At 38.4% G+C, this 14,441-nt stretch carries 14 protein-coding genes; 4 read left to right on the forward strand and 10 right to left on the reverse strand.

Going from position 1 to position 14,441, the window contains the following annotated elements; translation table 11 throughout:
- Nucleotides 1-155: 155 nt before the first annotated feature.
- From FTU05_RS10230 to FTU05_RS10260, 7 genes are all read right to left on the reverse strand, one after another.
- Nucleotides 156-662, reverse strand: a complete 507-nt coding sequence (locus tag FTU05_RS10230; protein ID WP_111885350.1) for a hypothetical protein — start codon at nucleotides 660-662, stop codon at nucleotides 156-158.
- 3 nt (nucleotides 663-665) lie between these two features.
- A complete protein-coding gene (locus FTU05_RS10235; RefSeq protein ID WP_180056089.1) occupies nucleotides 666-1,388 on the reverse strand; it encodes a hypothetical protein in 723 nt (240 codons plus the stop codon).
- Nucleotides 1,379-1,804: a hypothetical protein gene (locus tag FTU05_RS10240; protein ID WP_111885352.1), complete on the reverse strand. Its 426-nt coding sequence runs from the start codon at nucleotides 1,802-1,804 to the stop codon at nucleotides 1,379-1,381. The genes FTU05_RS10235 and FTU05_RS10240 overlap by 10 nt, the downstream gene beginning before the upstream one ends.
- 1 nt (nucleotide 1,805) lies before the next feature.
- Nucleotides 1,806-2,312: a DUF4123 domain-containing protein gene (locus tag FTU05_RS10245; RefSeq protein ID WP_111885353.1), complete on the reverse strand. Its 507-nt coding sequence runs from the start codon at nucleotides 2,310-2,312 to the stop codon at nucleotides 1,806-1,808.
- Between the two features lies 1 nt (nucleotide 2,313).
- Nucleotides 2,314-4,935: a type VI secretion system Vgr family protein gene (locus FTU05_RS10250; protein ID WP_180165191.1), complete on the reverse strand. Its 2,622-nt coding sequence runs from the start codon at nucleotides 4,933-4,935 to the stop codon at nucleotides 2,314-2,316.
- 689 nt (nucleotides 4,936-5,624) lie between these two features.
- The gene (locus FTU05_RS10255) at nucleotides 5,625-6,188 is read right to left on the reverse strand and encodes a TetR/AcrR family transcriptional regulator (RefSeq protein ID WP_180165193.1); all 564 of its coding nucleotides are present in this window, start codon (nucleotides 6,186-6,188) and stop codon (nucleotides 5,625-5,627) included.
- A 302-nt stretch (nucleotides 6,189-6,490) separates the two neighbouring features.
- Nucleotides 6,491-7,126: a cation transporter gene (locus tag FTU05_RS10260; protein WP_180009473.1), complete on the reverse strand. Its 636-nt coding sequence runs from the start codon at nucleotides 7,124-7,126 to the stop codon at nucleotides 6,491-6,493.
- 76 nt (nucleotides 7,127-7,202) lie between these two features.
- On the opposite strand from FTU05_RS10260, the gene FTU05_RS10265 reads away from it, so the two are divergent.
- The 3 genes from FTU05_RS10265 (at nucleotide 7,203) to FTU05_RS10275 (ending at nucleotide 9,358) form a co-directional block, all read left to right on the forward strand.
- Nucleotides 7,203-7,619, forward strand: coding sequence for a Cd(II)/Pb(II)-responsive transcriptional regulator (locus FTU05_RS10265; RefSeq protein WP_168379319.1), 417 nt, complete (start codon nucleotides 7,203-7,205; stop codon nucleotides 7,617-7,619).
- An 80-nt stretch (nucleotides 7,620-7,699) separates the two neighbouring features.
- Nucleotides 7,700-9,094, forward strand: a complete 1,395-nt coding sequence (yegQ, locus tag FTU05_RS10270) for a tRNA 5-hydroxyuridine modification protein YegQ (protein ID WP_180165195.1) — start codon at nucleotides 7,700-7,702, stop codon at nucleotides 9,092-9,094.
- A gap of 9 nt (nucleotides 9,095-9,103) precedes the next feature.
- The gene (locus FTU05_RS10275; protein WP_168379317.1) at nucleotides 9,104-9,358 is read left to right on the forward strand and encodes a YfhL family 4Fe-4S dicluster ferredoxin; all 255 of its coding nucleotides are present in this window, start codon (nucleotides 9,104-9,106) and stop codon (nucleotides 9,356-9,358) included.
- Between the two features lie 286 nt (nucleotides 9,359-9,644).
- Here FTU05_RS10275 and ahpF read toward each other — a convergent pair whose 3' ends face one another.
- Nucleotides 9,645-11,210: an alkyl hydroperoxide reductase subunit F gene (gene ahpF / locus FTU05_RS10280; protein ID WP_180004214.1), complete on the reverse strand. Its 1,566-nt coding sequence runs from the start codon at nucleotides 11,208-11,210 to the stop codon at nucleotides 9,645-9,647.
- A gap of 433 nt (nucleotides 11,211-11,643) precedes the next feature.
- On the opposite strand from ahpF, the gene FTU05_RS10285 reads away from it, so the two are divergent.
- Nucleotides 11,644-12,252 carry a DsbA family protein gene (locus FTU05_RS10285; RefSeq protein WP_180089090.1) on the forward strand — a complete coding sequence of 203 codons (609 nt, stop codon included), beginning with the start codon at nucleotides 11,644-11,646 and terminating at the stop codon, nucleotides 12,250-12,252.
- 85 nt (nucleotides 12,253-12,337) lie between these two features.
- Here FTU05_RS10285 and FTU05_RS10290 read toward each other — a convergent pair whose 3' ends face one another.
- Nucleotides 12,338-13,258: a hypothetical protein gene (locus tag FTU05_RS10290; protein WP_180009481.1), complete on the reverse strand. Its 921-nt coding sequence runs from the start codon at nucleotides 13,256-13,258 to the stop codon at nucleotides 12,338-12,340.
- A 41-nt stretch (nucleotides 13,259-13,299) separates the two neighbouring features.
- A complete protein-coding gene (locus tag FTU05_RS10295; protein WP_111885756.1) occupies nucleotides 13,300-14,430 on the reverse strand; it encodes a toxic anion resistance protein in 1,131 nt (376 codons plus the stop codon).
- Nucleotides 14,431-14,441: the final 11 nt, after the last annotated feature.

Here is a 14,441-nt window from a genome sequence, read left to right on the forward strand (position 1 = left end):
TGAAATTCATGCACGTGTAGCAGTCCTCAACAGATTTACGGAATTAGGTCGACCACTTACCCAAGTTACGCCTTAAATTTGGCTCAATTAGGGGGCTTTGTATTTCAAATCTTTGTGCAACAAAGCCTTTCAAAACTAAAAATTAATTTAATTTTTTATAGAGTTCCATCTTTCAACTTTAATAAATCATGATAAGTTTGTTTTTTTTGAACAATTGTCTTTAAGATAAAATCTGTCTTTCTTAATGACTCAGCATTGTTCAGATCAAGCATAATCGCCACTTCATTATACCATTCATCTTCAGGTGCATTATTTTCCCAACGATCCCCCCATCTGTCATCTCTACTAATTTGAATTGATGAATTCACATCGACTAAACCATCTTTATTTTCTTTTAAAATTCCTAAGTGAATTACTATTTCGATGGCATCATTAATAATTGTCAAAGGATAATATACCTCTCCATCTGGATTTCTTCTGAAATCAGAGTATTCATTTGCAGCAGACCAAGCTGTAATCTGCTCTTTTGGTATGTATGCTTCTAAAATATTCTTTAAACAAAGATACATACTACAATAATCGTCATATTCTCTATCCCACTGTAAAAATGGAAATTTTGGGTGATCCTTAAAAAAATTAACTATCTTTTCTATATTCGTCATTATTTAACCTTTTAATATTTCGCCCTTCAAAATATCTATATCCATTCTTCTAGCATCAAAATCTGGTGGAATAACACCAGTAAAATGACGACCTGCAAAACTAAAAGAATGTTTACCTACAGAAACTCCATATGGTGTCTTCGCTTCCATCCAAGCGATCATTGCTTTATAGGCTTGAGTTGCACCTTTGTGATAATCAACTGGACTTTTTATTTTAGTATCTGGTTTGCTATGACCTTCTAATTTTAGCATGGCAATACGCATGGAAAGTGCATATTGCTTACATAGTACTAGAGGCGGTGGAAAAGGGTGATTTGTCCAAACGCTACCTGCTTCAGTTGCAGTCACAATCATTCTATTTGCATTCTGCGCCTGTATACGACCACTATGCTGTTCGTTCTTACACTCCTTATTAGAACTATTACAAGATCTCTCAAGTTCCTTAGATTTCGCTTTACTTGCTGCCAATGCTTGATCTTTTTGCTCTTGAGTTATACCCGAACGACTATTATCGATATCCTCTTCAGCCAGATCAATTCTTTGATTGAGCATGCCTGTAATTGTTCCATCTCCTAATGGGGATGGAGTGAATATTCCAGTTAATATTACGCCTATAGGATTTGCTCTTGCTCCTACTTTAGCTGCAGTTCCTGCTCTTTCAGCAGCTTTTTCAGCAGTTGTCCCCCAACCACCAAAAATATCTGCTGCATCAGCCGCTATTGCCACGATTTTTTCTCCAATGCTTCATAGAATTTTTGACTATCTGAAGAATTTAAAGAGCTTTGTAAAACTCCAGCTAAGATATCAATTGCAAGAAATGGTGGAAATAATCTATTTATTAATAAACTGCGATTCCATGGATCATCATCTAAATTATTTTTATTCAAAATAAAACATAGTTCTCCATAAGCCGCTCTCCATTTGTCATAGTCAGCATGATTTTCCATTCCTACCAGATATTTTCGAATTTTTGTTTGGGCAGTAATCAGGAATTTTAGCCCACTATCTTCATTATTATTAAAATACTTTATCGCCAGTTCGCTATAAGTGTTTTTTAGCCGATTCCAGTTCCACAAGGCTAGACTTTCTTCACGATCTGCAGAAAATTCCTCAAGCTGTTCTTTAGTAAATTCGATAACCATTCTAAATCCTCTCCAATAACTTGAAATCACCAGATACTTCTTGATACCACCAACCATCAATAGGTTCTAACAGAATATCTAAATTTTTTTTATCTAATAGTCGATTTAATGATTTGATAACTGAAGGATCATAAAATCTGAACAATGCTAATTCGCCGGATGGTAATTCTGCTTGTAAGAATGGCTGAAAATGTTTGATCAATTCTTGGTTCGATAGATTTGTTTTCAATATCGAAAACATTCCTAAATTTTCTTCTATAACAAGTTCATTAATAAATTTTTGATTATTTAGTTTATTTAAATTCAACAATAAAGGGGAAAATTCTAATGGTGTAGAATCATCAACAGTTCCATCGAATAAATTACCTATATATTTGATATTTCTATCATAGTTTAAAGTAAGCCAATGGCGCATATAAGTATAATTTTTAGCTGCATCAATCAACAGGAAGAAATTATATTTAGATTCTTCACCACTAATTTTCTTTGATAACTGTAATATGTCCATCCTATACTTCCCTATACACAAACGGTAAACCTTTTCGAGCGGCATCAATTAAACAGGGAATACATATTTTCGTAGAAATATTAGGAAGCTGGAAATTATGACGTGTACCTTTGACAAATTGTGCTTGAGCAGACCTAACCTCAACGAGCCCAGGACTATTAATATCAATAGAACCGTCAGTCTTTATTTTTATGTACCCCCCACCACAAGTCAGCATAATTTCTTTTTTGGCTGCAATCGTAATGGAATTCTCAGTACTCATGATCTTAAAATCCTTGAGAGATGCTAGATCAATTTGATCATTTTGCGCATGAACTTTAATTTCACCTTGAGCCGCTACAATATTTATACCTTTTTCTTGAGTATAAAAGCTTAATCCCTTCGCAGCATGAGCAGTAAACTCACCATTTGAATTTATATCTAACTGTTGACCCGATATAATTTTTATATTTTCTTTAGCAACATGAGTTTGGTTTTTTTGACTTACAGAAACAAAATCCTGAGGAGTACTAAGCAGAATATTAGGATGCTCAAACTTTTCTAGACTATTTTCTACTTGAGCAATCAAATCATTACTAATTTGATAGTTTTCATCTTGGAAAGCCTTACTTACTCGAGCATTTTTTTCTAAACTTTTGAGTTTTTCTATAGATTCATTTAATTGCGTTAACAACTCTTTTATATTTAATTGTATATCTTTGGCGTTTTCTTGACTCGCAGAACTAATCAATAATCCCTTACCAGCTCGAATAGCACCCCATTGGTCGGTTCTCAGTTCAAAGCCTTCCCCTCGTCCCTCACTTTCTGAGGTTTCTTTGGGATGACTGAGGTTCCCTAGGTTGAGCTGGGTAGCACCATGGGTACTTTGTAATTGTGTCGAAATTTGTCCTGTGGTGTCATCAAAGCACAGTTGTCCAAAGCCCTCACCTTGGACTTCCTTACTTTTAATCCCAGCCAGTTTTTTGGTGTCTGGCAGTTTACCTTTACTATCAAATTGGGTCGGACTGCGCTGTGCTTCATGTATGCGCCCCACCACAAATGGTCGGTCGATATTGCCGTCAAAGAAATCGATGACCACGATTTCATTAATACGTGGTAAGAAACGTGCACCATAGCCTTCGCCTGCCCATGGGGTAAGCACATCTACCCATGCAGAATCCGTATCATTGTCATTACTGCCTGCACCGCCATCATGGCTGTGGTCATCTCCACGGGTAAATAAGAAACGAACTTTGATTCGTCCCCATTCATCGACATGTATTTCTTCACCACTTGGCCCGACAACTTTAGCCCGTTGCGGATGGGTGCTTGGACGGTGTTCGAGTGGGTTATATTCAGGAACCGTCGCAATATTGCGGCGTTGTAATGTGAGCTGATTGGCCTGACGCTCGGCCTGTTCATGGATGGGTTTAATGTTCCACTGACTTTGTTCAATCAGTTGATTGACTTGTTCAGAGAGGTCTTTGGGTAAGTTATTTTGGTTATAGAATTTTTTTTCTGTGATTAAAAATTGTTTGTCTGCACCACTGTGTTGATCGATTTCTGGGTGTTCATTCAATTCAAACCAATAACCCACTTGGGTATCACGCACGGTCGATTGTGCATTGAATTTTTTCGATTGTAGCTCGTGATAGCGCGTTAGGTTTTGATTCAATTTTTCAATCTGGCTGTTAGATGAAGCCGTAGCTTGGTCTTCGCCTTTTAAGTCTTGCATCCATGCAGGGCTGACATGCCATGCTTGCTCTAGACTTAAGCTGGCATTGTCTTGGCTTTGGCTATGCTGATGTTTGCTTTGAACTGAACCTGCGCCTTCTTCTTGGCTCAGTCCATCGGCTTGCCAGCGCTGCACATGGACCGCAGTCGGTTGAATGCTACGTTCACCGATCAAGCTGGTGATGCTGTCTTGTTTTTCTGTGGCACTAGAGCGATGAAAGCGGATACTACGACGGCTGAGTGCTTGATATTGGCTATTGTCATCAATCAGGCGGAGTTTTTGTTTTTCAATTGGCGCTGAGGAATGCGGCACTTTCAACTGTGCTTCATCGATGAGCCAGTTAATGCCTTCACTGCGCCAAAGTCGCGTTAAAAAGTCGTAATCGCTTTCATTCGACTGCATGATGAAAGGTCGAACGTCATAGTTTTGGCTTAAACCGCTTAAATCAAGCATTAGACTGGCAGCAAAGAGCGGACTTTTGCTTTGCCATTCTTTAAAAAGAGTCTCACTGACATCACGCACCGATTTGTTCATAAACACACGGCTGTTCCTGCGTTTATGCCACAGCGATGTTGCATCTTCTAAAGTGAGTTTATACAGCGTGAGTGAACCGTCACTCTGCCCTTGGGTGGCTTCGGTAATAATACCCGTGGTGCGGAAGAGTTCGCCCTGATCGGTCACTTGATCAACGGCAACTTGTGCGCCAATAAATTGTTTTAGTGGAATAAGTGCATTGGTAGATAGGCAAATCAAAGTCGCTTGCACGCCTTGGTTTAAGACATGCTCTCCATCAATACGTTGAATAAAAAGCTCGTCATTCAACGCAGGGTTGGAAAATTGCACATGAATGGCACGTTTTTGGGCGGATAGACCCAATTGTTCTAATACAGCAAATATTTTGCCTAACATAATAAAAATTCTAAATTGTAATCATGGAAATAATTTTGCTGCTAGTTTAGTCAAATTCATCAATAAACTTAATGCTTAAAACCATAGAAGATGTTTCGTTATGTAAAATCCACGATTCAAAAATTCACTTAAAAATAAAAAGCTGAGAACCCACTCACTAAATACTTCTTGCATATAAAATATTCACAAAATGGTCTTAGACCATGCTCTTGCATCCAACGAGCAGCGTCATTCACACAAGTGTAAAAATAGTTTTATCATCTAATTTACATCGAGCTTAATGATCAATTTTTTTATATTATCTTTAAAAATAGTGGATTAATTTAAACTCAAGTCAGATTAAAAAACACACAAACCTTTCTTTCCTGTCTTGTAATTCACCTAAGATCCCCTATAATTCAAAAAAACAGACAAGTCTGTCTATTTTGCTGCAAAAACCGAATGAATTTAGCATTCAGAGGGTAAAAATATAAATGAGAGAAAACGTATAAAACGTTCGAAAATCAAATCATTGACTTAAGCTAACAAAGTGAATGATTTGAACGCACAATTGTCAGCAAAGCGCGATTACCCCAAATAATCGCGCTTTTTATTTTCTTAGAATCTTAAGTCATGTGAAAAAATTGATTGTTAATCAATACAAATAAGTCGTCGCTAGATTTAAAACCTAAATGCCTACAAACAAATTTTTAAGCAGCCAATTCCAAACGAATTAAGGTTTCAACTCGCTTCCAATAATCTGCTAAATGCACTTGGTTGGGGTCAATTTGGGCTTGGATGGTCATGCCATCCAAAATACTACTCAGAAATGCAGCTAGTTGTTCAGTTTGCTGAATGCCCAGATTTTGCAAAGCAGTACTTAGTTTTGATTTGAGCCAGTCTTTATAATCGATCGCAGGTTGTAATGACGAAGGATAAACTTTAGATATTTCTTCTACTGCTTTTTGAAACATACAACCATTGAAATCTGCAGCATGAAACCAAGCATCGTACCAAGCAAAAATGGTTTTAATATGCGAAAGATGGTCTTCTGGATCACATTCTGCAATAGCAGCTTCAAGTGATTCCTGTAAATTAAGATTTCGAATCACGAGACATTCTTCAATTAATTTGGCTTTAGAGGGGAAATATTTATAAAACGTCATTTTAGCAACGCCCGATTCCCCAATAATTCGATCTATACCAATCGAGTTATAGCTATAAGAATTGAAGAGTTGGAGCGCAACGTTAATGATGTCTTGCTTTTTCGACATTTAATTTACCTGATGCACCAATGGGGCCTAAACATAAAGCTTTCAAGGTAGAAAACCTAATTTTTAAACATGATTTTCGCGCGCTATTGTAAAGCATAACTTAATTGGAGTCTGTAGATAAAACCTCAGCACCCTATTAAATACAGTCTGATTTCAGATGATTTATCGAATTAGCAGTCAGGAAAATTTCGTATAAAACTGACTGCTATTTTAATTTCAACTAGCGATTTAACGACTATTCATCTGCGTTAAAAACATGGATAAAATGAATGCCATTAACGGTGGATTTAAGAGTAAGTATTTTAAGAGCAAGGGGTACTCAGAATATCTTTTTGCTTACGCTCTTGCAGTGCTTTTCGAATCACCTGATAACCACCCGTTAAACCTAAGATCGCCATGATTGCGGCCACGATCAAATCTGGCCATAGACTGCCTGTACCAAACACCCCGACGGCCGCCAAGATCACTGCGACATTACCAATCGCATCATTACGGCTACATAGCCAAACGGATTGCATATTGGAGTCACCTTCACGGAAGGCATATAAGACGTATGCACAGATGACATTAGCGACTAAGGCCAGAATACCAATCACACCCATGGTGATTGGTTCAGGAGCGATCCCATTGGCATAGGCATAGAGCACTTTGGCAATCACCACGATCCCAAACGCTGCCATGACAAAACCTTTCACCAAGGCAACTGTTGCACGCCAATATAAACTGGCGCCAAGCACGGCTAATGAAACCCCATAATTTACAGCATCACCAAAGAAATCCAGCGAGTCCGCCCAAAGCGCAGAAGAATGTGCATAAGCCCCACCAATCAGCTCCACCAAAAACATCATGGCGTTAATGATTAAGGCAATCCAAAGTGCGATACGAAATTTACTGTTGGGTTTGTTTGGTGCTGGCTCATGACTACATGTACATGCCATAAATGTGCTCCAATTTTAAAATCAATGGATTTGTATTACTCTTATTCAAAACTATGGACTCACTCCAAGGTCAAGCATGAACGTACAAAAACATTATTTGATTAAAGAATTGTCCACCAAATCTGGGGTAAGCATTGACAGTATTCGCTTTTATGAAAAGAAAAAACTGCTGAAACCTAGCTTCCGCGCAGACAACAATTATCGCTATTATGATGAAGAAATGTACAAACGTTTGGTTTTTATTAAGCGCTGTCGAAACCTCGATATTTCTCTCACCGAGATTCAAACCCTGCTTGAACTTGAGCAATCCCCTACGCAAAGCTGTCATGCTGTGAATGAATTAATTGACAATCACATTCGTCAAGTTTCTGAAAAAATTAAAGAATTAGAAAATTTTAAAATACAGTTAAGTAAGCTCCGTGCCAGTTGTAATGAAACCAGTCAAATTAATGATTGCCAAATTTTAAAACATTTGGAAAACGGAATATCTTGAAAACCCAACTAAAATACTTGGTTGAATCCTTTTTTTAGATCACTACAATAAAGCCATAAATTTTTTATGCCTTTATTGACATGACGATTCAACACGTAACCGAACTCCTCTCACCTGCTGGCTCATTAAAAAATATGCGCTACGCTTTTGCTTATGGCGCAGATGCCGTGTATGCAGGTCAGCCGCGATATAGCTTACGTGTGCGCAATAATGCTTTCGACCATGACAATTTAAAAATTGGCATTGAAGAAGCCCATGCTTTAGGTAAAAAGTTTTATGTGGTGGTAAACATCCAACCGCATAACTCAAAACTGAAAAATTTCATCCGTGACCTTGAACCTGTGGTTGCCATGAATCCTGATGCGCTAATCATGTCTGACCCCGGTCTGATCATGATGGTGCGTGAACATTTTCCAGAAGTGTCCATTCATTTGTCTGTCCAAGCCAATGCGGTGAACTGGGCAACGGTTAAATTTTGGAAAAATATGGGACTGACACGTGTCATTTTGTCACGTGAATTATCAATCGAAGAAATTGAAGAAATTAAACACAATGTACCTGATATGGAAATTGAAGTTTTCGTACATGGTGCATTATGTATGGCTTACTCCGGTCGTTGCTTACTTTCTGGCTATATGAATAAACGTGATGCAAACCAAGGTGCATGTACCAATGCATGCCGTTGGGATTATAAAATTCACGATGCAGTTGAAGATGAAACTGGTGATGTTATTCCAGTCACACAAATTGAAGAATCATCATGCTGCAATAATAAAAATGCCGATGAGCAACACGCCCTAGAACAACACCAATTCGGCGAGCCGGTTTTATTACAACGCAATGAAGAAGACATGTTTGCTGCCGAAGAAGATGAGCATGGCACTTATTTCATGAACTCGAAAGACTTGCGTGCTGTACAGCATGTTGACCGTTTAACCAAAATGGGCATTCATTCTTTAAAAATTGAAGGCCGTACCAAGTCTTACTTCTACTGTGCACGTACTGCTCAAATTTATCGTAAAGCCATCGATGATGCCCTTTCTGGTAAACCGTTTGACCCTGCTCTCATGTCTCAGCTTGAAGGCCTTGCGAATCGTGGTTATACCGAAGGTTTTCTACGCCGCCATGTTCATAGTGAATATCAAAACTATGAAACCGGCTCTTCACGTTTTGATCATCAACAGTTTGTAGGTGAAGTCTTAGAACGCAATGGTGACTCTCTTAAAATCGAAGTGAAAAACCGTTTTGTTGTAGGTGATTCTTTAGAACTGATGACTACTTCAGGCAACATCACCTTCGTTTTAACTGAAATGAAAGATAAAAAAGGTAATCTAATTGACGATGCCAAAGGTTCAGGTCATATCGTGGATATTCCTGTACCTGCCGATGTGGATATGCGATACGCCTTACTGATTCGTAACTTACCCAATTCGACAGTGGATATTTCGGCTTCAACTTTAGCTTATCAGGCTTGAGTTTACTTTATGGCTTTGTTGATTACAGACAAATGCATCAATTGTGACATGTGTCTACCTGAATGTCCCAATGATGCCATTTATGAAGGCTCAAAGATTTATGAAATCGATGTCGCACGTTGTACTGAATGCGTCGGTTTCTATGCGCACCAAACTTGTGTTTCAGTTTGTCCGATTGAGTGCATTGTGCCTCATCCTGAATACATGGAGACAGATGAGCAGTTAATGGAGAAGTTTAAAGGTTTGAATTTATTTAAATCTTAAATTCGTGATGTGATTGGTATATTAATTGCATACTCCGCTTTATATTTTATAGAGAAACAACCTTGGGGAAAGTATAAAAATAAGGTTGTAAAACAAAAATAGCTGGGCAACGAATAGGATTCAAAATGTGTGGGGACATTTTTGAATCCTAATTTTGCAGACAAAAAAAGGAACTCCGGTGTTAGCATCCAAAGTTCCTGTAAAACGAGAATATTAAGAAAAATAATATTCAAATGACAACATTCAGCGCGGCCAGCGTGTTTCTCGAAACACACTGGCCTTTCTTTTATTGACCCGAACGGATGATGTAATCAAAAGCAGACAATGATGCTTTCGCGCCTTCACCTGTCGCAATGATGATTTGTTTGTACGGTACTGTTGTACAGTCACCTGCAGCAAATACACCTTTCACATTGGTTTCGTTACGTTCGTTAATTACGATCTCACCACGGTTTGAAAGTTCTACAGCTGTTTCTTTTAAGAAATCAGTGTTTGGTAACAAACCAATTTGTACAAAGATACCTGCCAATTCAATCGTTTTGATTTCATCTGTTGCACGGTCTTTGTAGTTCAATGCAGTCACTTGTGAACCATCACCGACTACTTCTGTAGATAATGCATTCATGATCACAGTGGTGTTTGGTAAGCTGTTTAACTTGTCTTGAAGGACTTGGTCAGCACGAAGCTTAGTATCAAATTCAACAAGTGTTACATGTTCCACAATACCTGCAAGGTCAATCGCCGCTTCGACACCTGAGTTACCACCACCGATCACTGCAACACGTTTACCTTTGAACAATGGACCGTCACAGTGTGGGCAGTAAGCTACACCACGAGTACGGTATTCTTGCTCACCTGGAACATTCATCTCTCTCCAGCGTGCACCTGTTGAAAGAATCACTGTTTTAGATTCAAGTTTTGCACCATTCTCTAAAGTCACTTCAACCAAGCCATTGGCTGTTTGGTCAGCACCTTTGATGTCAGATACACGTTGCAAGTTCATGATGTCCACACCGTACTCACGTACATGTGCTTCCATTTCAGCAGCAAACTTAGGACCTTGTGTCTTTTGAATCGACGTGAAGTTTTCGATGTCCATGGTATCCATGACCTGACCGCCCATGCGTTCAGCCACGATACCTGTTTTAATGCCTTTACGTGCTGCATAGATTGCAGAAGTATTCCCCGCAGGGCCGCCACCAATCACAAGAACATCAAAGGCTTCTTTGGCATTTAACTTTTCAGCATCTTTCGCTGCAGAGTTGGTGTCTAATTTGGCAATGATTTCTTCCAAAGTCATACGGCCTTGACCGATGTGATTGCCGTCTTGGAATACCATTGGTACAGCCATGATTTTGCGTTCTTCCACTTCTTCTTGGAAGAATGCACCATCAATCATGGTTGCAGTTGTACCCGGGTTATAGATCGCGATCAAGTTAAGTGCTTGAACCACGTCAGGACAGTTATGGCAGCTTAAAGATACAAACACATCAAAGTCAGTTTTAAGACCTAGACCTTTGATAGTGTTCAGTACTTCGTCAGAAACTTTCGGTGCATAACCTGAAGTTTGTAGCAAAGCTAGAATCAAAGATGTGAATTCGTGGCCCATCGGTAGACCTGCGAAGAATACGCGTGGTGTTTCACCTGCTTTTGCAATGCCAAAGCTTGGCGCACGGCTGTTGTTACCGTCAAAACGTGCAGTCACTAAATCAGATAAAGCAGCAACTTCAGTTACCAATTCTTTAATTTTGTCTGATTTGTCTGTGCCGTTTAAAGTCGCGACGATTTCAATCGGGCCTTCAAGGCGTTCAAGTAAGGTTTTTAATTGAGCAGAAGTATTTTGATCTAACATTGCTAACGTCTCCAGAGGAGTAAATTTATTTGATGAGAGAATGATAGAACAAACCATTAAATAGGTGAAACGGTTTGTTTTTATAAAATTAATCGGTTTTACAAATCAAATGATTAAATTTCTTTCTAAATCATAAATATATATACGTATAATAACATTAAATTGATTTACTTCGTACACATATATCGTGATAAATCCCTCATTTTTTTCTTTTTTATTGAAATTACACCAAGCCTATGCAAGACATACGCACGACCTGATCAATTACAAAATCTTTATAAAGCTTTAAGTTTCATTTCAGCAAGTCGGCTTTAAATCAAAGGAAATATCAGATGATTTGACTGCTTTTGAGTTCCATCAATAAAGCCACAATCAATCCCTTGCATCAATCAGCCATCGATCTACAAGTATAAAATCAACAGTGAGGAAAATAATGAAAATTGAATTTGTCTTTGATATTGTTTATCCCATGAGTTATGTCGGATTTCAAAAGTTAAAACAAAACTGGAATGAACATACAGCAACCCGTGTAGAGCTATTGCCGATTCAACGCGTTCCTGAAATTCCTGAACAAGGCTTAGATGTGCTGCAGTATTTAACCAATAAGTATGGCTCAAGTGCAGCAAATCGAAAACTCGAAATGACAAAGTTTGCCGCTTATAGCGAAGATGTGATTATCAATATTGAGCACATGAAACGTATGCCAAACAGTCAACTGGCTCATCAAGGTATTTTGGCCTTGGACAATATTCTGGATCAATATGCCCTGACTCAAGCCTTATTCCATGCATTATTTGCACACGGTCAAAATATTGCTGATATTCAGGTTTTAAAAAGCATCATTGAAGGCATTGGTTTAGATGGCTCAAAAGTACTGCGCTCAATTCAACATAAAGATATTGCAGACCGTCAGCATGAAATTACACAATATGTAAAATCAAAGGGACAGCACCCCATTCCTTTTTACCTTGTGGATGGCGAAGTGAATGATCAGACTTTTTCTACACAGGAACTTCGACAACTGTTTCATCGCGCAAGTTAATCTACCCAAGATCAAAAATCCCCATACAATGTGATGGGGATTTTTATTCTGAGCAATGCAATGATCTAAAAAGAAAATAGGCCTGTTAATGAAGTCCCTGCTCAATTCGATTAATCCGTGATTTGAAATGCTGAGATAGTAGATACAAAATTAAGCTCAAAACCAGCGTGAGTACCATCACGGCGATCAACACCCAACGTACAACAACTTCTACTACATTGGCTTGCTGAACTTGTTTTTCCACGCTTTGCGCCATCGGTGTCATGGTTTTATCAAATAGCTGATTTTGCATTGCCCAGAGCTGTTCAGGCTGAAAACCGTATTCACGGAATTTTGCTGGATTTTGTTGCTCGGCATTGATTAAGGATTGCACCAAAGGAATTGCTGTCGCACGATCTACAGGCTTATGCATCAAAGCAGCTTGTGCAAGTAAATAGGCTTGCACGGGTTTTGCCAATTGTGCATCTTCCATCTCGAAAGCCAGCTGGCTTTCTTGAATATTTTTTTCATAATGTACCAATTTTTGATCTGCTGCACGGTCATCATGATTAAGGTCATATTGCACATAAGTTAAGCCTGACCAAAGCACGATAAACGATAAAATCCAGCCGACAAATTTCAATACAAAAGATTGGAATCGAATTCTAAAAAATTGAAATTTCTTTAGAAATCCAACCAAGAAAAATGCGCCAATAAATGAAACGATAAGTTTGAGAAATAACCAACCAATAAAGGATAAAAAATTTGAAAAATAGTCGGAGGACTCACCGAGTTGATATGCCAAATCACCTGCACTAACAGGGATATGCAGTTGCTGTACGCTAGAACTTAGGCCAAAAAAGCTATAGACCATATCATGCTGAATAAACAGCATCACAGCCGAAACGATCAGCACAGAAACACTGGTTAAGGTCAATAACGTTAAATTACGTTGACGCTTCTTAATGGTTTGAAGCCCTGTTTCCAGTTGCTGCGGATTTAGCGCATATTCATCAATGGGAGGCAAAGACATACTCCTTCAGATTATATTTTCACCTCCCTCACCGTTTATGAAGAAGGGTTTGAACCACTCGATTCAATTACTAAATGATTCAAATTATTTTGTAAGGCACGAATACGTGTCGTCGCTTCTTCACGCTTTTGTACACCTTCTTTCTGAATTTGAATCACATCATTAACGGTTTTAATGAGGGTATTTTGCACATGTTCAAGTGTTTCGATATCAATCACTGAACGCTGATTGGCTTTCGCTGTATCGACAGAGTTTTGATGCAACAAATCTGCATTGCGTTTTAACAGGTCATTGGTCGCATCATCAATGCTATTTGCCAATTGCACGCTGTTCTTTTGTTCTTGCAATGAAATCGCCAAGCTAATTTGGTTTTTCCAAGCCGGTAAGGTGATATTTTTAATAGCATAAAATTTATCAACCAACATCAAATTGTTGGATTGAATAATACGAATCATCGGCAAGGTCTGCATCGCAGACTGTTGCAAGATCTGTAAATCACTCACACGTTTTTCAAGATTATTTGCCAAATGATTGAGGTCATAGATTTTTTGCGTAGTGGTTTGATCTTGAACTTGAGTGGTTAAGCTTGCAATTTCCTGTTGAATTTCTTGCTCTTTCAACTTACCTGCGGCGATATACACCCCTAATTGTTTATATTCGTCTTGTACGCCTTCAAACATTTTATCTAAGGTATTTACACGCGCTTTTAAGCCATTTTGCGAAGTTTCAATTTCTTTAACCAAAGCATCAATTTGCTCTTTGGTGGTATTAAAGTGCTGATCAAAACTTTGCTTGGCACCTTTAAATTTGCTGAGTAAACCACCAAAAAATCCTGAGCTTTTAGATTTATTTAAAATGCTCGTGGTATTCAATTGCTGTGCGACTTGTACCACCTGATTGAGCTTTTGACCTGTCGCATCTAGATCTTTATTTTGCACCAAATTTAATAATTCATCGGTATAGGTCGACGTCTTGGTGGCAATGTTTTTACCATATTCAGCAACACTATTATGACTTAAATCTGCCAATTCCTTACGTGCAGCTTCGACTTCGTGAAAATCCGAAGTTTGTAAGCCAATTTCCTGCAAATTGAGTTGCTGAAACTTTTCTTCAGTCAATTCTTTGCTTACTTCAACGGGTAAATTTTTGGCATCTAAATCGGTCATAACTCACCTTA

Source organism: Acinetobacter sp. YH12049, from assembly GCF_013419875.1.
In the GTDB taxonomy this organism is placed as follows: Bacteria; Pseudomonadota; Gammaproteobacteria; order Pseudomonadales; family Moraxellaceae; genus Acinetobacter; species Acinetobacter amyesii.

Bases quoted from the DNA above. Each gene is read 5' to 3' on its own strand.
- FTU05_RS10295 (WP_111885756.1), bottom strand. From the start codon at position 14,430: ATGACCGATTTAGATGCCAAAAATTTACCCGTTGAAGTAAGCAAAGAA.
- FTU05_RS10250 (WP_180165191.1), bottom strand. From the start codon at position 4,935: ATGTTAGGCAAAATATTTGCTGTATTAGAACAATTGGGTCTATCCGCC.
- ahpF (WP_180004214.1), bottom strand. From the start codon at position 11,210: ATGTTAGATCAAAATACTTCTGCTCAATTAAAAACCTTACTTGAACGC.
- yegQ (WP_180165195.1), top strand. From the start codon at position 7,700: ATGACGATTCAACACGTAACCGAACTCCTCTCACCTGCTGGCTCATTA.
- FTU05_RS10260 (WP_180009473.1), bottom strand. From the start codon at position 7,126: ATGGCATGTACATGTAGTCATGAGCCAGCACCAAACAAACCCAACAGT.
- FTU05_RS10245 (WP_111885353.1), bottom strand. From the start codon at position 2,312: ATGGACATATTACAGTTATCAAAGAAAATTAGTGGTGAAGAATCTAAA.
- FTU05_RS10240 (WP_111885352.1), bottom strand. From the start codon at position 1,804: ATGGTTATCGAATTTACTAAAGAACAGCTTGAGGAATTTTCTGCAGAT.
- FTU05_RS10265 (WP_168379319.1), top strand. From the start codon at position 7,203: ATGAACGTACAAAAACATTATTTGATTAAAGAATTGTCCACCAAATCT.
- FTU05_RS10285 (WP_180089090.1), top strand. From the start codon at position 11,644: ATGAAAATTGAATTTGTCTTTGATATTGTTTATCCCATGAGTTATGTC.
- FTU05_RS10255 (WP_180165193.1), bottom strand. From the start codon at position 6,188: ATGTCGAAAAAGCAAGACATCATTAACGTTGCGCTCCAACTCTTCAAT.
- FTU05_RS10275 (WP_168379317.1), top strand. From the start codon at position 9,104: ATGGCTTTGTTGATTACAGACAAATGCATCAATTGTGACATGTGTCTA.
- FTU05_RS10230 (WP_111885350.1), bottom strand. From the start codon at position 662: ATGACGAATATAGAAAAGATAGTTAATTTTTTTAAGGATCACCCAAAA.